The 19,076-nt window shown below is 70.0% G+C and carries 20 protein-coding genes and 1 riboswitch; of the genes, 15 read left to right on the top strand and 5 right to left on the bottom strand.

The features are described 5' to 3' along the window. Nucleotides 1-2: 2 nt before the first annotated feature. Nucleotides 3-1,325, bottom strand: a complete 1,323-nt coding sequence (locus tag AB0N22_RS12325) for an MATE family efflux transporter (RefSeq protein WP_364640365.1) — start codon at nucleotides 1,323-1,325, stop codon at nucleotides 3-5. Between the two features lie 376 nt (nucleotides 1,326-1,701). Here AB0N22_RS12325 and dnaB point away from each other — a divergent pair, with 376 nt between their 5' ends. Genes dnaB through AB0N22_RS12300 form a run of 5 tightly spaced genes read left to right on the top strand, consistent with a single transcriptional unit; the run spans nucleotide 1,702 to nucleotide 6,642 of the window. Next, nucleotides 1,702-3,114 carry a replicative DNA helicase gene (gene dnaB / locus AB0N22_RS12320; RefSeq protein WP_364640362.1) on the top strand — a complete coding sequence of 471 codons (1,413 nt, stop codon included), beginning with the start codon at nucleotides 1,702-1,704 and terminating at the stop codon, nucleotides 3,112-3,114. Between the two features lie 54 nt (nucleotides 3,115-3,168). Further along, the gene (locus AB0N22_RS12315) at nucleotides 3,169-3,831 is read left to right on the top strand and encodes a DedA family protein (RefSeq protein WP_364640359.1); all 663 of its coding nucleotides are present in this window, start codon (nucleotides 3,169-3,171) and stop codon (nucleotides 3,829-3,831) included. Nucleotides 3,832-3,864: 33 nt separating this feature from the next. Beyond that, the gene (locus tag AB0N22_RS12310; protein ID WP_364640356.1) at nucleotides 3,865-5,328 is read left to right on the top strand and encodes an NAD-dependent succinate-semialdehyde dehydrogenase; all 1,464 of its coding nucleotides are present in this window, start codon (nucleotides 3,865-3,867) and stop codon (nucleotides 5,326-5,328) included. Beyond that, nucleotides 5,325-5,990, top strand: coding sequence for a hypothetical protein (locus tag AB0N22_RS12305; protein WP_364640353.1), 666 nt, complete (start codon nucleotides 5,325-5,327; stop codon nucleotides 5,988-5,990). Before AB0N22_RS12310 ends, AB0N22_RS12305 begins: the two co-directional genes overlap by 4 nt. Before the next feature lie 16 nt (nucleotides 5,991-6,006). Continuing rightward, nucleotides 6,007-6,642, top strand: coding sequence for a hypothetical protein (locus AB0N22_RS12300; protein WP_364640350.1), 636 nt, complete (start codon nucleotides 6,007-6,009; stop codon nucleotides 6,640-6,642). A 12-nt stretch (nucleotides 6,643-6,654) separates the two neighbouring features. Here the strand turns inward: AB0N22_RS12300 and AB0N22_RS12295 are convergent, their stop codons facing one another. From AB0N22_RS12295 to AB0N22_RS12285, 3 genes are read right to left on the bottom strand one after another with little or no spacing between them, the layout of a single operon-like run. Next, a complete protein-coding gene (locus AB0N22_RS12295) occupies nucleotides 6,655-8,649 on the bottom strand; it encodes an ABC transporter ATP-binding protein (protein WP_364640347.1) in 1,995 nt (664 codons plus the stop codon). Further along, nucleotides 8,646-8,957: a YbaY family lipoprotein gene (locus AB0N22_RS12290; RefSeq protein WP_364640344.1), complete on the bottom strand. Its 312-nt coding sequence runs from the start codon at nucleotides 8,955-8,957 to the stop codon at nucleotides 8,646-8,648. The genes AB0N22_RS12295 and AB0N22_RS12290 overlap by 4 nt, the downstream gene beginning before the upstream one ends. Nucleotides 8,958-8,967: 10 nt before the next feature. Continuing rightward, nucleotides 8,968-9,714, bottom strand: a complete 747-nt coding sequence (locus AB0N22_RS12285) for a DUF4184 family protein (protein WP_364640342.1) — start codon at nucleotides 9,712-9,714, stop codon at nucleotides 8,968-8,970. Nucleotides 9,715-9,785: 71 nt separating this feature from the next. On the opposite strand from AB0N22_RS12285, the gene AB0N22_RS12280 reads away from it, so the two are divergent. The 9 genes from AB0N22_RS12280 (at nucleotide 9,786) to AB0N22_RS12240 (ending at nucleotide 17,246) form a co-directional block, all read left to right on the top strand. Further along, nucleotides 9,786-10,766, top strand: a complete 981-nt coding sequence (locus AB0N22_RS12280) for an NAD-dependent epimerase/dehydratase family protein (RefSeq protein WP_364640339.1) — start codon at nucleotides 9,786-9,788, stop codon at nucleotides 10,764-10,766. A gap of 41 nt (nucleotides 10,767-10,807) precedes the next feature. After that, nucleotides 10,808-11,419: a TetR/AcrR family transcriptional regulator gene (locus tag AB0N22_RS12275; RefSeq protein WP_364640336.1), complete on the top strand. Its 612-nt coding sequence runs from the start codon at nucleotides 10,808-10,810 to the stop codon at nucleotides 11,417-11,419. Between the two features lie 220 nt (nucleotides 11,420-11,639). Further along, a complete protein-coding gene (locus AB0N22_RS12270; protein ID WP_304439348.1) occupies nucleotides 11,640-11,939 on the top strand; it encodes a metal-sensitive transcriptional regulator in 300 nt (99 codons plus the stop codon). 31 nt (nucleotides 11,940-11,970) lie between these two features. Then, nucleotides 11,971-12,177, top strand: a complete 207-nt coding sequence (locus tag AB0N22_RS12265; RefSeq protein ID WP_364640333.1) for a heavy-metal-associated domain-containing protein — start codon at nucleotides 11,971-11,973, stop codon at nucleotides 12,175-12,177. Beyond that, nucleotides 12,174-13,133: a hypothetical protein gene (locus AB0N22_RS12260; protein ID WP_364640330.1), complete on the top strand. Its 960-nt coding sequence runs from the start codon at nucleotides 12,174-12,176 to the stop codon at nucleotides 13,131-13,133. Before AB0N22_RS12265 ends, AB0N22_RS12260 begins: the two co-directional genes overlap by 4 nt. Nucleotide 13,134: 1 nt before the next feature. Continuing rightward, nucleotides 13,135-15,393, top strand: a complete 2,259-nt coding sequence (locus tag AB0N22_RS12255; RefSeq protein ID WP_364640327.1) for a heavy metal translocating P-type ATPase — start codon at nucleotides 13,135-13,137, stop codon at nucleotides 15,391-15,393. Continuing rightward, nucleotides 15,393-15,866, top strand: a complete 474-nt coding sequence (locus AB0N22_RS12250) for a DUF4396 domain-containing protein (RefSeq protein WP_364640324.1) — start codon at nucleotides 15,393-15,395, stop codon at nucleotides 15,864-15,866. Before AB0N22_RS12255 ends, AB0N22_RS12250 begins: the two co-directional genes overlap by 1 nt. Nucleotides 15,867-15,881: 15 nt before the next feature. Continuing rightward, nucleotides 15,882-16,313, top strand: coding sequence for a PaaI family thioesterase (locus AB0N22_RS12245; protein ID WP_364640321.1), 432 nt, complete (start codon nucleotides 15,882-15,884; stop codon nucleotides 16,311-16,313). A gap of 6 nt (nucleotides 16,314-16,319) precedes the next feature. Next, nucleotides 16,320-17,246, top strand: a complete 927-nt coding sequence (locus AB0N22_RS12240; RefSeq protein WP_364640318.1) for a nucleoside hydrolase — start codon at nucleotides 16,320-16,322, stop codon at nucleotides 17,244-17,246. On the opposite strand, the gene AB0N22_RS12235 is transcribed toward AB0N22_RS12240, so the two are convergent. Beyond that, complete coding sequence (locus tag AB0N22_RS12235) at nucleotides 17,243-17,647, bottom strand: DUF1801 domain-containing protein (protein WP_364640315.1); 405 nt, start codon at nucleotides 17,645-17,647, stop codon at nucleotides 17,243-17,245. The two genes, AB0N22_RS12240 and AB0N22_RS12235, sit on opposite strands and share 4 nt — an antisense overlap. A gap of 48 nt (nucleotides 17,648-17,695) precedes the next feature. Continuing rightward, nucleotides 17,696-17,784: riboswitch (ZMP/ZTP riboswitch) on the top strand. 44 nt (nucleotides 17,785-17,828) lie between these two features. Here AB0N22_RS12235 and serA point away from each other — a divergent pair. After that, a complete protein-coding gene (gene serA / locus AB0N22_RS12230) occupies nucleotides 17,829-19,073 on the top strand; it encodes a phosphoglycerate dehydrogenase (protein WP_364640313.1) in 1,245 nt (414 codons plus the stop codon). The last annotated feature ends 3 nt before the right edge of the window (nucleotides 19,074-19,076 follow it).

Genomic DNA, 19,076 nt, shown 5'->3' with positions numbered 1-19,076 from the left:
GCTCAGTCTGCCGAACGACTGGCGCCCAGCACCATCCAGGCACTGCCCGTCTGCCGCCGCCACAGCGTCACGAGGCGGGCTGCCATGAATCCGCCATACGCGACCCACAGCCAGGTGAACCCCGCGTCCGTCCAGCCCACTGCGAGCACCAGCGGGGCGTACACCGCGAGGACCAGCAGACCTGCCCAGGCCAGGTAGCGCCCGTCTCCCGCGCCGATCAGGACCCCGTCGAGGACGAAGACGACGCCGGACAGCGGCTGGATCGCGGCCACGACCAGGAGGGCCGGCACGAGCGCGTCCTGGACGGCCGGATCGGAGCTGAAGAGCTGTGGGAGCCACGGGGCGCCGGCAGCCAGCAGCACCGCCGCGGCGACCCCGGTGACCACACCCCAGCCGATCATCCGGTTGGTGAGGGCGCGAGTGCCGGCCGCGTCGCCGGCGCCCAAGGTGCGTCCGGTCAGCGTCTGTCCGGCGATGGCGATGGCGTCGAGCCCGAACGCGAGGAACGTGACGATCGCCGCCGCGACCTGGTTGGCCGCCAAAGGGACGTCGCCGAGGCCCGCGGCGACGACGGTCGCCAGCAGAAGAGAGGCTCGCAGTGTCGCGGTGCGGACGAGGAGGGGGACGCCCACGCGTGCCGCCTCGATGATCTCGCCGGTACGCGGCCGGGTCGGCGCCTTCGCGCGGCCGGCGCGGCGGACCAGGACGGTCACGAGCCACACGGCGCCGAACCACTGCGCCACGACCGTGCCGGCCGCAGCGCCACGCACGCCCCAGTCGAAGCCGTAGACGAAGGTCAGGTTGAGCACGATGTTGAGGACGTTGGCGGCGACCATCGCGATCAGTGGGGTGCGGAGATCGAGCACGCCGCGCATGGCACCGGTGGCAGCCAGGATCAGCAGCATCGCCGGAAGGGCGAGGGCCGAGATGAGCAGGTAGTCGTGGGCGAACCCGGCCACTCGGCCCGAGCTCGACAGCACGTCGGCCAGCGGGTTGCTGACGCCCGCGACGAGCATCCCCAGGCCGGCGCCGAGGCCGGCGGCGAGCCACAGGCTGCTGATGGCCAGGCCGAGCGCCGTACGCTCGTCACCCGCGCCGTGGTGGCGCGACACGATCGCGGTGCTGCCGTACGCCAGGAACACGCACAGGCCGACGACCGTGCCGAGAGCCACCGAGGCGGCGGCCAGGCCACCCAGCTCCGGGGTGCCGAGGTGCCCGATGATCGCGGTGTCCGCGAGCAGCATGAGCGGCTCGGTGATGAGGGCGAAGAACGCCGGGACGGCGACCCGGAAGATCTGCCGGTCGACGTCGAGCCAGCGGCGCATGACAGGCCTTCCTCGACGTGACGGGATGGTGTCGTGGGGACGAAGTGACGGGGTTTGTCGACAAGTGTATGAACAGGGGTCCGTGGACGACGACGGGGCCGAAACTATTTTGTCTCCACACGCGTGTACGTACGTTTGCGCAGGTCAGGGACTTGGCGACGCGGGCCCGGCTGATGTTGTCCACACCTTCGTCCACGGACTGTGCACATGGTTCTCGGCGTTTTCCACAGCATCTCGACGGTTGCGCACACCCCCTGTGTGGCGCTGTCTGTGATTGCGCCCCGAGGAGGCCTACTGTGACGGGTCGGCACCATCCTCCGGGGATCTGACAGTGCCGGCCACTACCGTGAAGCTCGAGGCGAAAGGGGACAGTTCTGTGAGCGTGACGGACCTCTACGAGGCTGCACCAGGGCCCAGTGAGGACCCCGGCTCCGGACGTGTTCCGCCGCAGGACCTGGCCGCCGAGCAGAGCGTGCTCGGGGCGATGCTCATCAGCAAGCAGGCCATCGATCCCGCCTCCGACATCCTCCAGGGCCGCGACTTCTACCGGCCGGCTCACGAGCTGATCTTCGACACGATCGTCGACCTCGCCAACCGCGGCGAGCCGGCTGACGCCATCACCGTGGCTGCCGAGCTGCAGCGTCGCGGCGAGGTCGGTCGCATCGGCGGAGCGCCCTATCTCCACACGTTGGTCGCCGGCGTGCCGATCGCGTCCAACGTCGACTTCTACGCCGACATCGTCCGCGAGAAGGCCGTGCTGCGACGCCTCGTCGAGGTCGGTCAGCGCATCGCCCAGCTCGGCCAGGCCGGACAGGGCGAGGTCGCCGAGATCGTCGACCGGGCCCAGGCCGAGGTCCTCGACGTCGACGGCACGAGCCAGGCCGAGGACTACCAGTCCGTGGCCGAGCTCATGAGCCTCACGATCGACGAGATCGAGGAGATCCAGGGCCGCGACGGTCAGATGACCGGTGTGCCGTCGGGCTTCCCCGATCTCGACAAGCTCACGACCGGCTTCCGGTCCGGCCAGATGATCGTCGTCGCCGCCCGGCCCGGTGTCGGCAAGTCGACGCTCGGACTCGACTTCTGCCGGTCGGCCTCGATCCGGCACGGCATTCCCACCGCGATCTTCTCGTTGGAGATGACCGGCGCCGAGATCGCCATGCGCATGCTCTCGGCCGAGGCCCGCGTCAGCATCTCGCACATGCGCGGCGGTGGCATGCACCAGCGCGACTGGGACGCCATCAGCAAGGCGATGCCGCGCGTCCAGAGCGCGCCGATCGTGATCGACGACAGCCCCAACATGACGATGCCCGAGATCCGCTCCAAGGCACGCCGCATCAAGAAGCAGTACGGCCTCGGCATGATCGTGATCGACTACCTGCAGCTCATGACGTCAGGCAAGCGGGTCGAGAACCGTCAGGTCGAGGTCTCGGAGTTCTCCCGACAGATCAAGCTGCTGGCTAAGGAGCTCGAGCTCCCGGTGGTCGCGATCAGCCAGCTCAACCGTGGCTCCGAGCAGCGCACCGACAAGACCCCGCAGCTGTCCGACCTCCGTGAGTCCGGCTCGATCGAGCAGGACGCCGACATCGTGCTGCTGCTCAACCGCCCTGACGCCCACGGGGCCGGCGAGTCCGAGCGCCCCGGTGAGGCCGACATCATCATCGCCAAGAACCGCTCCGGTCCGGTCAACAAGGTCGCCGTCAGCTTCCAGGGCCACTACTCACGCTTCACCCCGATGGCCCGCGACGCCGAGCCCCCCGGAGCAGCCGCCGGCGACTTCTTCGGCTGAGCGAGGGAGCCGACCGCCGCGAGGGGATTGAGCCTGACGGATACGCTCGTGCCCGTGACCCTACTGACCGCTCTCGCGCAGGAGACGGCCAACGCGCCCGACTCCGGGCTCGCGGGCTGGACCGTGCAGCTGATGGACGACCTCGGCCTGTTCGGCGCGGCGCTGGCGGTCTCGCTCGACAACTTCTTCCCGCCGATCCCCAGCGAGATCATCCTGCCCCTGGCCGGCTTCGCGGCGAGCCAGGGCACGTTCTCGCTGGCCGGCGCCCTCATCGCCACGACCGTCGGCTCGGTGTTCGGCGCGTGCGTCCTCTACTGGCTGGGCGCGATCTTCGGCCGTGAGCGGGCGGTGTGGATCTTCGACAAGACGCCACTGCTCAAGGTGAGCGACCTCGAGCGCACGGAGGCGTGGTTCGCCAAGCATGGTGGCAAGGCGGTCTTCTTCGGCCGCATGGTGCCGATCTTCCGCAGCCTGATCTCGATCCCGGCAGGGGTCGAGCGCATGAGCTTCACGGCGTTCTTCCTGCTGACCGCCGCCGGTAGCGCGATCTGGAACTCGATCTTCGTCGTTGCCGGCTATCGCCTCGGCGAGAACTGGGACGACGTCGAGCCGTACGCCTCGCTGTTCCAGAAGCTCGTGATCGGCGCGGTGCTCGTGGTCATCTGCGTGTTCGTCGTCGTGCGGGTGCGCCAGCTGCCTCGTCGGCGCCGGGCCTGAGCGCGCTCTGGATCGCCGTCCTACGCTGAGGACATGACTGAGTCACGCGAGAAGGAAGTCGTCGCCGCCGTACGCCCGCAGCTGTTCATCGGTGGCGACTGGCGCGATGCCGAGGGCGGCGGGACGTTCGCGGTCGAGGACCCGTCCAACGGCCGGACCCTGGTCGAGGTGGCGGACGCGAGCGTCGCCGATGGAAAGGCGGCCCTCGATGCGGCCGTCGCGGCCCAGGCCGAATGGGCCGCCACGGCGCCTCGCGATCGTGGCGAGATCCTGCGCCGGGCGTACGAGATCATCACCGAGCGCGCCGACGAGCTCGCCCTGCTGATGACCCTCGAGATGGGCAAGCCGATCAAGGAGGCGAAGGCCGAGATCGCGTACGGCTCGGAGTTCTTCCGCTGGTTCTCCGAGGAGTCCGTGCGGATCGCCGGTCGCTACTCGGTCGCGCCCAACGGAGCCACCCGGCTCCTGACCCTCAAGCAGCCGGTCGGTCCGTGCCTGATGATCACGCCGTGGAACTTCCCCCTGGCGATGGGCACCCGCAAGATCGGCCCCGCGATCGCCGCGGGCTGCACCATGGTGGTCAAGCCGGCCGCCCTGACGCCGCTGTCGATGCTGCGCCTCGGCGACATCCTCACCGAGGCGGGTCTGCCCGCCGGCGTGCTCAACATCGTGACGACCAAGAGCACCGGCAAGGTCATGGAGCCGCTGATCCGTGACCCGCGGCTGCGCAAGCTGACCTTCACCGGATCGACCGAGGTCGGCCGCTCCCTGGTCGAGCAGAGCGCTGAAGGTCTGCTGCGCGTGTCGATGGAGCTCGGCGGCAACGCGCCGTTCCTGGTGTTCGAGGACGCCGACCTCGACAAGGCCGTCGAGGGCGCGATGCTCGCCAAGATGCGCAACATCGGCGAGGCGTGCACCGCCGCCAACCGGTTCATCGTGCACGAGTCGGTCGCCGAGGAGTTCGGGGCCAGGCTCAGCGAGAAGATGCAGGCGCTGTCGGTCGGCCGCGGCACCGAGGACGGCATCGACGTCGGACCGCTGGTCGAGGCTGACCAGCGCGACAAGGTCGCCGAGCTCGTCGACGACGCGGTCGACAAGGGTGCGACGGTCCTCACCGGGGGCTCGGCGCCCGATGGCGAGGGCTACTACTACTCGCCCACCGTGCTGTCGGACGTACCTCTCGACGCCCGCCTCGCCAAGGAGGAGATCTTCGGCCCCGTCGCCCCCATCTTCACGTTCTCCGACGAGGCGGACGCGCTGCGGATGGCCAACGACACCGAGTACGGCCTCGTGGCGTACGCCTTCACATCGGACCTCTCGCGCGCCGTCCGCGTCTACGAGGGGCTCGAGACCGGCATGGTCGGGCTCAACCAGGGCATCGTCTCCAACCCCGCGGCCCCGTTCGGCGGGGTGAAGGCATCCGGGTTCGGTCGCGAGGGTGGGGCCGAGGGCATCGAGGAGTACCTCGAGACCAAGTACGTCGGCATCGCCCTGTGACCCGCCGAGCGGCGGCCGCGGTCCTGGCCGCCGGGCTGATGCTCGCTGCCTGCGGTGGTGGCGGCGACTCGGAGGCCGGCGACCCGACACCGAGCGCGTCGGCGACGGCACAGCCCTCGCTCGACCCGAAGGAGCCGGCCTGCTCGTTCCTCACAGCGGCAGACCGCAAGCGACTCGTGGGCTCGGCCATCGACGAGGTCGTCGCCACGAGTGGCACCGATCGCAGCACCCAGTGCCGCTGGCAGGCCGCCTCGGCGCTGGTCCAGGTGACGACCCTGCCTGCCGAGGAGTGGGCGAAGACCCTGCCGCAGGTGGTGGCGCAGCTGGAGCAGTCGGGCGACCTCACCTCGGCAACCGACAAGAAGGAGCTCGCCCGCGCCAAGAAGCTGCTGTCGAAGGCGTCGTCCTTCAGCGGCGACCAGGCCTGCGACGCGTTCACGACGCTGGCCGAGCTCGGCGGCGCCAAGCCCGGCGCCACCACGACCATCACCGCGGTGCCGATCAGCGAGGCCGAGGCCGGCATCTCCGCGCAGATGTGCACCGCCGGCGAGATGACCTCGTTGATCTACTCGGTTCCCGGCCTGAAGAAGACCAAGGCCACCGACGCGGCGGTCACGAAAGCCCTGGCCGCTGCCCAGACCCGAGCCCTCGCAGCACGCTGACGCCTAAAGTGGCCCGATGCGATTGATTCTCGGGGGCATCGCTCTCGTTCTGGCCGGAACCCTCACGGGTTGCGTCGATGGGGGCACCGTGAATGAAGGTGAACCGACCCGCGCGGCGTGCCAGCTGTTGAACCGCGTCGACAGGGAGACGATCGACGGAACGGCCATCGACCGAGAGATGCCTGCCGAGGGAAATCTCGGACCACGCGAGAATCAATGTGGGTGGGCGTCCCGGAAGGCCAACATCAGAGTCATCTCGATGGCGTCCACCACGTGGGCGGACGTTCTTCCCGCTGCTCTGGACCAGCTCGAGAAGTTGCCCCAGGTGAAGCTGAGCGCGGCGGATCGCGCGAAGCTCGACGAGGGCAGAAAGCTTCTGGACGACAAGGCGCTTCTGCCGGACCAGGCGTGCGACCTCTTCGTGACGCTCGCCAAGCTCGAGGACGGCCAGGACGGCAGCAACGAGGTGATCAGATACCTCCCGCTGAACGACGGGCAGGCGATGACGATCAGTGCGCAGACCTGCTCCGACGGCAGGTTCACGTCCGTGACCTACACGACCGACGGCATGCAGAAGTCAGTCGAGCTCGAGGAGACCATGGCGGACCTTCGATACGTCGCGCATCGGCGAGCCATTCGGCAGGACCTCTAGGGCGCCCCGGCGCTAGAACGAGACGTCGGCTCGGCGGTCGTCGGCGCCCGGCTTGTCGCAGTAGGTCTCGCCGCTGCTGAAGCGGACGCCGTCGGTGAACCGGGCCTCGATCTGCCCCGACCCGAACTGCTCGACGTACAGGCGGGAGTACAGGCCGCCGAGGGCCAACAGCTCGTCGTGGGTGCCCTGCTCGACGAGCCGGCCGTCCTCGAGCCCGAAGATCACGTCGGCGTTGTGGATCGTCGAGAGCCGGTGAGCGATCGCGATCGTCGTACGGTTGTGGGTCGCCCGCTCGAGGGCATCCTGCACCAGCCGCTCGGTCTCGGTGTCGAGCGCCGAGGTCGCCTCGTCGAGGATCAGGATGCGCGGGTCCATGAGCAGCACGCGGGCGATCGCGAGCCGCTGCTTCTCGCCGCCGCTGAGCCGGTAGCCGCGCTCGCCGGTGATCGTCTCGTAGCCGTCGGCGAACGACAGGATGCGGTCGTGGATGTTGGCGTCGCGTGCCGCCTGCTCGATCTCGTCGGCGGTGGCGTCGGGCTTGGCGTACGCGATGTTGTCGCGGATCGTGCCGTGGAACAGGTAGGGCTCCTGCGTGACCATGCCGACCGCCTCGGCCACCGATCCCATCGTCAGGTCGCGCACGTCGGTCCCGTCGATCAGCACGGCGCCGGAGCTGACGTCGTAGAACCGGGGGATGAGATAGGTCATGGTGGTCTTGCCCGAGCCCGATGGGCCGACGATCGCCGCCAGCTGGCCGGGCTCGACCCGCAACGAGACCCCGTCGAGGGCCCAGCCCTGCTCGGGCGCCGGCGTCGCGCGCTCGATCCGCACGCCGCTCTCGCCGAACCGGTCACCCCCCGCACTGCCCGACAGGCTGCGCGGCTCGGGGTAGCGGAAGCGCACGTCGCGAAACTCGATCCGGCCCTGCACGTCCTCGGGGTCGAGTGCCACCGCTCCCGGCCGCTCGGTGATGGCCGGCTCGAGGTCGAGGTACTCGAACAGGCGGCGGAACAGCGCGAGCGACGTCTGCACGTCGAGCGAGACGCGCATGAGCTGCAGCAGCGGCATCTGCAGGCGCGCCTGCAGGGTCGTGAACGCGACGAGCGTGCCGGCGGTCAGCGACGTGCCGCCCTGGAGCATGTAGCCGGCGACGAGATAGATGAGCGCCGGGGTGATGGCGAAGAACGTCTGTACCGTCGCGAAGAACGCGCGGCCCGTCATGGCCTGCTCGACCTGCAGCCGGGTCTGGTTGCGGTTGGCCTCGCGGTAGCGCTCGACCTCGGAGTCGGCGCGGTTGAACACCTTGGACAGCAGGATGCCGGAGACGCTGAGGGCCTCCTCGGTGATGGCGGTCATCTCCGAGAGCGACTCCTGCGTCTTGCGGGCCAGCCGCTGGCGGCGCTTGCCGACCTGCAGCTGGATCCAGACGAAGAGCGGCATCACAATCAACGTCAGCACCGTCAGCTGCCACGACAGGATGACCATGGCGATGAACGCGGCCGACACCGTGACGCTGTTCTGCAGGATCGAGGTCGCGGTGTCGGTGAGCACGGTCCGCACACCGGCCACGTCGTTGGCGAGCCGAGACTGGATCGCCCCCGTCTTGGTCGCCGTGAAGAACGCCAGCTCCATCTTCTGCAGGTGGGCGAACAGGTCGCTGCGCAGGTCGGCCATCGCGGAGTTGCCGATCGTGGAGGTCAGCCAGTTCTGCACGATGCCGATCAACGCGGTCACGACGGGGATCGCGCACAGCGCCCCGACCAGCCAACCCAGCAGGCCGAGGTCGACCCCGCTCCCGTCCGTGGGGAACAGTGCCTCGTCGAACACCGCTTTGGTGAAGAACGGTGCGACCGAGGCCAACGCGGCCGACACGAGGACGGCGACCGCGACGTACGCCATCTTGGTCCGGTAGGGCCGGAGCATGTGGGCGATGCGGCCGAGGATCGGCGGACCGGTGCCGATCTCGTCGTCGGCCAGGTGCGTGATGGTGGGACCGGAGCGCATCATTCCTCGATCTTGGTCAGCAGCACTGCCGTGGCGTCGCCCTCGACCGGCACGAGCTCGGTGGTGCCCCACACCCCGGCGTCCGTCCGGAGCATGGCCCAGATCAGCAGGGCGCTGGGATCGTTGACCAGGCTCGGGTCGACGTGCAGGGCGAACTCGGCCGGGACGCCCGGCGCCTCGGTCGCGGTCGCGGCCAGCACCTCGCCCTCGGTGTCGACGAGCTTGATCGTCGCGACGGCACCGGGCGGGACGGCGACGCGCTCACGGAAGGTGACGGAGCCGGTGACGGTGAGGACGTGTGCGGAGGCCATGTCCTGAATGCTATGCCTCGCCCACAGACTCCTCCCGGCGAAAGCGGCGCACCTGCCAGGCCGTGCAGACGAGCAGGATGCCGAGGGCGAGGGTGACGACGGCACCGACGGCGCCGTGGAACGCCATCGAGTGCAGTCCGACCGACGCCTTGGGCAGGGCCGCGGCGAGTGCGGCGACGGCGCCGGCGACGATCACGGCGGGCAACGTGAGGAGCGGCAGCAACCGATCCGGCCGTGGCTCGCGGACGACCGGCTGCCGGCGCAGGTGTGCGAACGCGTATGCCGCGATGACGACGAGTCCGCCGACGGCCGAGGCGTACTGGGCCCATCGGAGCCCGGCCACGCCGAGGTGGTCGGCCCGCAGCCACGCGACGTGGCGATAGCCCCAGGTGTGGTCGTGGGTGAACGAGTCCCAGGTGACGTGGAGGGTCGCGCCGATGAGCCCGCCGACCGGGGCGAGCCACCACTGCCGGCGGGTCAGGCGGGCACGCGGAGCCAGGCGACTCCTGATGGGTCCCGGGGCGAGGTCGGCCAGCGGGTCGCGCAGCACCGTGAACCAGATCCACAGCACGAGCAGGGTGCCGATCACGTCGACGGTCGGGATGCCGATCGGGCTGTGCGCGATCTCGTAGCCGCGGCGCGACCCGAGGTAGAGCGGGATGTCGAGCACCATGCTGCCGATCACCAGCGACGTCATGGGCAGCCCCAGGCGGCGAAGCGGCAGCACCAGTGCAGGGTGGCTCAGGGTCAACGGCACCCGTCGAGCGTACGTTCTGCCGGGAGTGAACAGCCCTGTCGCCGCCGGCGTGGGCATGGTTCATTGAGGCCATGAGCTCCGTCCTCGTCCTGGGTGGCACCTCGTGGGTCGGCGGGGAGGTCGCGCGGACCGCGGTCGCGCGAGGGCACGAGGTGACGTGCCTGGCGCGAGGCGAGTCCGGCGACCCGCCCGACGGCGTGCGCTGGGTCCGCGCGGACCGCGACGACCCGCGCGCGTACGACGAGGTCCGCGGCCGGGACTGGGACCAGGTGATCGACGTGTCGCGCCAGCCCGGCCAGGTGCGGTCCGCGGTCGACGTCCTCGGCCCGACCACGGGGCACTGGACGCTCGTCTCGACGGGCTCGGTGTACGCCGACCAGAGCGGCCCGCTGACCGAGGACTCACCGGTGCTCGAACCGCTCGACGGTGACGTCGCGGGACCCGATCAGTACGGCGAGGGCAAGGTCGCGTGCGAGCAGGCCGTACGACGTCTGGGCCGGCACTTGATCGTGCGAGCGGGGCTCATCGGTGGTCGGGGGGACCGCTCGGACCGGCTCGGGCACTATGTCGCGCGGTTCGCGCTCGCGGACGACGGGCCGGTGCTCGTGCCGGGTGTCGCGGACCAGCCGATGCAGGTCATCGACGTCCGTGACCTCGCGGCCTGGATCGTGGCAGCGGCGGAGTCCGGCACCACCGGCACGGTGCACGGAGTCGGCGAGGCCACGACGGTCGGCGAGCTCGTCGCGCTGTCGGCTGCGGTCGCCGGGTTCGCCGGCGAGCAGGTGGTCGCCGACGAGTCCTGGCTGCGTGAGCGCGGGGTCGAGGAGTGGATGGGGCCGCGGTCGCTGCCGCTGTGGTTGCCGAGGAGCCACCACGGCATGGGGCTGATGGACGACACGCGAGCGCTGGCCCACGGCCTCGAGCGACGGTCGCTGTCCGAGACGATCGACGCGACGTTGGCGGACGAGCGCGAGCGTGGGCTGGGCCGCGAACGACGAGCGGGACTGAGCCGGGAGGACGAGCTCGAGCTGATCGCGCAGCTGCAGGCCTGAGTTCATCGAGCGGTCCCGACGGGGCGGCGTAGCCTTGGAGGATGAGTGCGAAGCCGGGTCGGCCACGGACGCTGACCGACGACCAGATCATCGACGCCGTGCTGGCCGAAGGACTCGACACGTTCAGCATGCCTTCGGTCGCCGCCAGGCTGGGTGTCGTGCACTCCGGGCTCTACCGCTACTTCACGGATCGCGAGCACCTCGTCGTCCAGGTCATGGACCGCATCGCGCGCTCGGCATCGTGGCCGGCGGCGGACCTGCCGTGGCGCGAGCACCTCGAGCAGCTCGGCGAGACCTTGTGGGCGACGTGCGCCCGCTATCCCGGCTACGACATCACGGCACTGCGCTCGACCAACGTCTCACCCGGGTTCGTCGAGATGCTGACCCCGCACGTCGAGTCCTTGCAGCGTCAGGGTCTCGACGTCGTCGACGCCACCGCCGCCGTCGAGTTCATCCGCACCCTCGTGCTGACCCAGTCGATCGAGGCCAGGCGCCTCGAGGCGATCGCGGACCGTGCCGACCTGCCCGACCACGCGATCCCCGGTTTCGCCGACCCGGAGAAGTGGGCCGGCCGCGGGTGGTACCGCCGGCACCTCAACACGTGGCTCGACGGGCTGGCCCAGCGGGTCGCCGTGCGCGAGAACAGCGTCTGAGCCACTCGTAGCCGTACCTGGACGAAGATGCCCCGCCCCGACTGATTCGGGGCGGGGCATCTTTTCGTCGTGCAGCTGTCTGCTCAACGTGCCGACATGACAGACGTACCCGGTGTCGTACGGGACATGCATGGTGAGCCAGAACTTGATTGGTACCCCCTAGGGGTATATGTTGTCGAGTGATCAGATACCCCCCGGGGGTAGGAGACGAGGAGTTCCGATGGCGCACGACCACGAAGCACGCGGCTACGACGACAAGAAGGCCGACTACCTCAAGCGGCTGCGCCGCATCGAGGGACAGGCCCGTGGCCTGCAGCGCATGGTCGAGGAGGACCAGTACTGCATCGACATCCTGACCCAGGTCTCGGCGATGACCAAGGCGCTCCAGTCCGTCTCGCTCGGCCTGCTCGACGACCATCTGAGCCACTGCGTCGTCGACGCGGCCCGCGCCGGCGGTGCCGAGTCCGACGCCAAGATCCGCGAGGCGTCCGACGCGATCGCCCGCCTCGTCCGCAGCTGACCCGAACACCCTCACCACGAGAGGAAGTCCCATGACCACCAGCACCTACACCGTCGTCGGCATGACCTGCGAGCACTGCGTCCGCTCGGTCAGCGAGGAGGTCGGCGCCATCCCCGGCGTCAACGACCTCAGCGTCGACCTCGAGACCGGCTCGCTGTCCGTGACCACCGAGGCCGAGCCCGTCGCCGACGACGCCGTACGCGCCGCAGTCGTCGAGGCCGGCTACCAGCTCGCATGAGCTCGTTGACGAAGGTCGGCATCTTCGCGGGCGGCCTGTGCGTCGTGTTCGCCGCGGCGATCGCCGTCGGCAACGCCGTCGGCCCGGTCGACGATGAACCGGCCGCGATGGAGCACGGCACGGGGGAGGGCACGCACGACATGCCCAGCACGTCGGCCGCGGCCGACCAGCTCCCCGGCGGGCTGCAGGTCGCCCAGGACGGCTATCGCCTGGTGCTCGACGAGCCCCAGCAGCAGCCCGACGACCGGGCCGTCGTCACGTTCCGGATCCTCGGACCCGACGGTGATCCCCTGACGGAGTACGCGACGCTGCACGACAAGCGGCTGCACTTCATCGTCGCCAAGCGCGACCTGTCGGGCTTCCAGCACGTCCACCCGACGATGGACGAGCAGGGGACCTGGACCGCGGAGCTCGCCCTCGATGCGGGCCAGTGGCGTACGTTCGCCGACTTCGACCCGGCCGGCAAGGATGCGCAGCTCACGCTGGGCGCCGACCTCACGGTCGCCGGAGACGTGACGCCCAAGAGGCTCCCGGCACCGTCGACCGAGAGCACGGTCGGCGACTACACCGTCACCCTCGACGGCGCGGCCGAGGTCGGCGCGTCCTCGAAGCTGACCCTGAAGGTCGCCAGGCAGGGCACCCCGGTCACCGACCTGCAGCCCTACCTGGCGGCGTACGGCCACCTCGTCGCGCTGCGCGAGGGCGACCTGGCCTACCTGCACGTGCACCCGGACGGCGAGCCCGGCGACGGCACGACGAAAGCCGGTCCCGGCATCACGTTCCACACCGACTTCCCATCGGCAGGCCGCTACCGGCTCTACCTCGACTTCAAGCACGAGGGAGTCGTCCGGACTGCCGAGTTCACCGTCGAGGCAGGCCAGGTGAAGGGCACGCCGGAGCCGGAAGCCGCGGACGACGACGACGCAGACCACGACGACGCGGAGCACGAGCACTGACATGGCCATCACCGACCACGAGCCCACGACCGATCGCATCGACCTGACGATCGGCGGCATGACCTGCGCGTCGTGCGCGATGCGCATCGAGAAGCGGCTCAACAAGCTCGACGGGGTGACCGCCTCGGTCAACTACGCGACGGAGAAGGCCCGGGTCGACGCTGCTGGTCCGATCGACCCTGCGGTGCTGATCGCCGAGGTCGAGAAGGCCGGCTACTCGGCCGAGCTGCCCTCACCACCGCAGTCGGAGCAGCCTGAGGACGAGGTCGAGGCCGATCCGTCCCGGCCGCTACGCGACCGGCTCCTCATCTCGCTCGTCCTCACGATCCCGGTCGTCGCGATGGCGATGATCCCGGCGCTGCAGGTCACGAGCTGGCAGTGGCTGTCCTTGACCCTGGCCGCGCCGGTCGTGGTGTGGGGCGCCCTGCCGTTCCACGTCGCTGCCTGGACCAACCTGCGGCACGGTGCCGCCACGATGGACACCCTGATCTCGGTCGGCACCCTCGCGGCGTTCGGTTGGTCGATCTACGCGCTGTTCTGGGGCACGGCCGGCGAGCCCGGCATGAAGCACCCGTTCGAGCTGACGATCTCTCGCATGGACGGCAGCGGCAACATCTACCTCGAGGCCGCGGCCGGCGTGACGACGTTCATCCTGGCCGGACGCTGGTTCGAGGCGCGGTCCAAGCGCCGCGCGGGCGCGGCCCTGCGTGCGTTGCTCGCGCTGGGTGCCAAGGAGGTCTCGGTCGTCCGTGACGGCGTCGAGGTCCGCGTGCCGACGGACGAGCTGCGCGTCGGCGACGTGTTCGTCGTGCGCCCCGGCGAGAAGATCGCGACCGACGGAGTGGTCGAGGGCGGGACGTCGGCGGTCGACGCATCGATGATCACCGGTGAGCCGGTGCCCGTCGAGGTCGTGCCGGGGGACGACGTCGTCGGCGGCACGGTCAACACGAGCGGCCGGCTGACCGTCCGTGCGGCCCGGGTCGGCGCGGAGACACAGCTGGCTCAGATGGCTCGGATGGTCGAGGACGCCCAGAGTGGCAAGGCGCAGGCCCAGCGGCTCGCCGACTCGATCTCGGGCATCTTCGTCCCGATCGTGATCGCCCTGGCGGTCGGCACGCTCGGGTTCTGGCTCGGCACCGGCGAGGGGGCGTCCGCGGCGTTCACTGCGGCCGTCGCGGTGCTGATCATCGCGTGCCCGTGCGCGCTCGGCCTGGCCACGCCGACGGCACTCATGGTGGGCACGGGTCGCGGCGCCCAGCTCGGCATCCTCATCAAGGGACCCGAGGTCCTGGAGTCGACCCGTCGGGTCGACACGGTCGTCCTCGACAAGACCGGCACCGTCACCACGGGGCAGATGGCGTTGCACGACGTGATCGTCGCCGAGGGCGAGGACCGGTCGACCGTGCTCCGCATCGCCGGCGCCCTCGAGGACGCCTCGGAGCACCCCATCGCCCGCGCGATCGCCGACGCCGCCCGTGCCGAGCTCGGCCAGCTGCCACCGGTCGAGGGCTTCAGCAGCACCGAAGGACTCGGTGTGCAGGGGGTTGTCGACGGTCACGCGGTGGTGGTCGGCCGCGAGGCGTTCCTCGCGGACTGGTCGCAACCGCTCGGCGACCTCGCAGAGCCCAAGGCCGACGCCGAGGCGCACGGGCGTACGCCGGTCGTCGTCGGCTGGGACGGTGCGGTCCGCGGCCTCCTGGTCGTCTCGGACACGATCAAGGAGTCGAGTGCCGACGCGGTCCGCCAGATGCGCCGGCTGGGGCTCAGCCCGGTGCTGCTGACGGGTGACAACCAGCGCGCCGCCGCCGCGGTCGCCGCGGCCGTCGGCATCGACGAGGTCCATGCGGAGGTGCGGCCCGGTGGCAAGGTCGACGTCATCCGTGGTCTGCAGGCCGAGGGTCGCACCGTCGCCATGGTCGGCGACGGCGTCAACGACGCCGCGGCACTGGCGCAGTCCGACCTCGGGCTGGCGATGGGCACCGGCACCGACGCGGCGATCCAGGCGGCCGACCTCACCTTGGTGCGCGGCGACCTGCGGGCCGTGCCGGACGCGATCCGGCTCGCCCGGCGCACGCTCGGCACGATCAAGGGCAACCTGTTCTGGGCCTTCGCCTACAACGTCGTCGGCATCCCGCTGGCCGCCGCCGGGCTGCTCAACCCCATGCTGGCCGGCGCCGCGATGGCGCTCTCCTCGGTGTTCGTGGTGTCCAACAGCCTGCGGCTGCGCGGCTTCCAGCCGCTCGAGCCGAGAGGACGATGATGAGCGAGCACCACCGTCACGACACGGCGGTCTCCGGACGCGAGCTGACGCGGAGCGCGATCTCCGCGACGCTCCACTGCCTGACCGGCTGCGCGATCGGCGAGGTCCTGGGCATCGTCATCGGCACCGCCCTGGGCATGAGCGACGGCAGCACGATCGCCCTCGCCGTCGTCCTGGCGTTCTTCTTCGGCTACGCCCTGACGGTCCGCCCGGTCCTTCGCGCGGGCTTGTCGTGGCGTGGCGCCATCAAGGTCGCCCTCGCTGCCGACACCCTCTCGATCCTGGTCATGGAGATCGTCGACAACGCGGTGCTGCTGATCGTGCCGGGAGCGATGGAGGCGGGGCTGGCCAGCTGGCTGTTCTGGGCCAGCCTGGCGTTCGCGCTGGCCGTCGCCTTCGTCGTCACGGTGCCGGTCAACCGCTGGCTCATCGGTCGCGGCAAGGGCCACGCAGTCATGCACGCCTACCACTGACCTAGGCTCGACGACATGACTGAGATCCCCGGACTGGACGGCATGCTCGGCGTCGAGCACGTGACGGCGAACGCCGATCAGGTCGTCGTACGCTTCACGATCGGCGAGCAGCACCTGCAGCCGTTCGGCATCCCGCACGGCGGCGCCTACTGCGCGGTGCACGAGTCGACAGCCAGCGTGGCCGGTCAGATCTGGCTCGGCGACAAGGGCATCGTCGTGGGCACCAACAACTCGACGGACTTCCTGCGGCAGGCCAAGGTCGGCGACACCATCACGACGACCGCGACCCCGATCCATCGCGGTCGCAGCCAGCAGCTCTGGCACCTCGATTCGGTCGACCAGGACGGTCGCCTCATCGCACAGGGGCAGGTTCGACTGGCGAACCTCGATCAGCCCCTTCCGCAGGAGGCCATGGACCGGTTCACCGCCGCGCTGCCGCAAGGCTGAGCTGCCGTGCCGCGGCGGGTGGTCCTCGACTGCGACACGGGGTCCGACGACGCCATCGCGATCATGCTGGCGGCTGCGAGGCCGGAGCTCGAGCTGCTCGCGGTGACGGCGGTGTGGGGCAACCACGCCGTGAGGCACACGGCTGACAACTCCCGCCGTACGCTCGACCTGATCGGTCGCCCGGACGTCCCGGTGCACGCCGGGCTCGGCGGACCGATCGACCCGCCGCCGGCCGCCGAGCCGGCGAAGGCCAGTCCGGAGCGGGCCACGCTCCCGCTCCCCGCGGCGACCACGGCCGTCGACCCGCAGCACGCCATCGAGTGGCTCGTGCAGGCGGCGCGGGAGGCCACGGACCGCTTCACCCTCGTGGCGACCGGCTCGCTGTCCAACGTCGCTGCCGCGATCCGGGCGGACCCCGAGGTCGTGCGGGCGGTCGATGAGCTCGTGGTGATGGGCGGGGTCATGGAGCGGGGCGGTGCCCTGCCCGACGTCGAGACCAACATCGGCAACGATCCGGAGGCCGCCGAGCGCGTCCTGGCCGCCGGCTTCGAGCGAGTCGTGCTGATGCCGCTCGACACGACGTATCGAGCCACCGTGTCGGCCGAGCAGTGCGGCGAGCTGCAGGGTGGTGGCGGGCCGGCCGCCGCCATCGCGGCGGACCTCATCGAGCAGCGCATCGAGCGCTACCGGACGCTGCCGGCGCTGGCCGGTCGGACCGCGGCACCGGTCCACGACGCGCTGACCGTCGCCTACCTCGTGGACCCGACGCTGGTGACGCTCCACCCAGCGGTCGTCACGGTCCACACCGGCCACTCGCCGACCCGCGGTCGTACGGACATCACGCTCGAGCCGGCCGGAGCCGTGCACCTCGCGCTCGATCCGGATGCACTCCGCTTCTTCGACCTGCTCCGCGCGTCGCTCGAGAGCCTCTAGGCGAGCCCGCGGTCCTTCTTGATCTTGCGCCATCCACCGGCCCGGTTGTCCGCGATGATCGCCCGGAACATCTCGAGGAGGGCGGCTGCGTTGACGGCCTCACCCTCGCGGAAGCCGACGGTGCGCGCGGTCTGGTTGTCGTGGCCGGCGGTGATGATGCCGTGGGGATCCGGCACGATCCCGCCGTCGTAGACGAACACGTTGACGTGGTCCTTGGCGGCCAGCAAGGCGCAGACGTTGCCCTCTAGGACGAAGTACGGCTGCACCGTGCGCTTGATGGTCTCCTCGACCTCACGATCGGCCGCGTGCACGAGGTCGCGCACCTCGTGACAGATGTCCTGCTGCCACGGTGGCAGCGCGTCGATGTAGTCGTCGACGCGCGGGTCCTTGACGTAGTCCATGGAATGTCCTGCCTGCCGGGGCGTTGTTCCGTACAGGTTAGACTTGGGGCAGTCGGTCGCGACTGGCGTTGAGGTGGGTACCACCGGGGAGCGACTGCAGAAACCGGACATCGGGACCGTTCGCCTGGGCCCCACGTCAGCCGTGCATTGCTGACTGGAGGCAACCGAGATGATGATGACCATGACGACGACTGATCCCTTCCCGACCTCGCTGCTCGACGACGAGGACGTACGCGTCCTGCTGCTCGAGAACATCCACGTCGACGGGGCCGAGTTCCTGCGGGGCAAGGGCTACCAGGTCGAGACCCGCGACGGTGCGCTCGGCGAGGACGAGCTCATCGAGGCCATCCAGGGCGTGCACCTCCTGGGGATCCGCTCGACGACCTACATCACCGAGAAGGTGCTGGACGCCGCCCCTGACCTGATCGCCATCGGCGCCTTCTGCATCGGCACCAACCAGATCGACCTGGCCGCCGCCACCGCGCGCGGCATCGCGGTGTTCAACGCGCCCTACTCCAACACCCGCAGCGTCGTCGAGCTGGCGATCGCCGAGATCATCTCGCTGGCTCGCCGGCTGCACGAGAAGTCGACCGACATGCACAACGGGGTGTGGAACAAGTCGGCCGCCGGCAGCCACGAGGTCCGCGGTCGCACGCTCGGCATCGTCGGCTACGGCAACATCGGCAGCCAGCTCTCGGTCATCGCCGAGGCCCTGGGGTTCAAGGTCGTGTTCTTCGACATCGACGACAAGCTCGCGCTCGGCAACGCGAAGCGCTGCTCGACGATCGAGGAGCTGCTGCAGATCTCGGACGTCGTGACGCTGCACGTCGACGGCCGCCCGGGCAACGCGGGGCTGTTCGGCGCCGAGGAGATGGCGCAGATGAAGCCGCGCTCGCTCTTCCTCAACCTCTCTCGCGGCATCGCGGTCGACACCGCGGCACTGCGACAGCACATCGAGTCGGGTCACATCGCCGGCGCCGCGCTCGACGTGTTCCCGGTCGAGCCCAAGCGCCAGGGCGATCCGTTCGAGTCCGACCTGCGCGGCCTGGCCAACGTCATCCTCACCCCGCACGTGGGTGGCTCCACCGAGGAGGCGCAGCAGGACATCGGCCGGTTCGTCGCATCGAAGCTGCGGTCGTACGCCTCGACCGGCGGCACCTCGCTCAGCGTCAACCTGCCCGAGATCAACCTGCCGTCCGACGCCACCAAGCACCGTCTCGCCCTGGTGCACCTCAACCATCCCGGCGTGCTGGCGCGCATCAACGGCCTGCTGGGTGAGCACGAGGTCAACATTGAGGCGCAGTCGCTGTCGACGCGCGGAGAGCTGGGCTACGTGCTCACCGACGTCGCGGCCGAGGTCGGTCCCGACGTGCTCAAGGAGCTCGCGAGCCTCCCTGAGACCGTACGCCTGCGCCAGCTCAGCTGACCC

Origin of the sequence: Aeromicrobium sp. NPDC092404 (assembly GCF_040684095.1) — a bacterium.
Taxonomy (GTDB): domain Bacteria; phylum Actinomycetota; class Actinomycetes; order Propionibacteriales; family Nocardioidaceae; genus Aeromicrobium.
The sequence above is the reverse complement of the archived record's forward strand: the minus strand, read 5'-3'. Positions and strand labels throughout refer to the sequence as shown.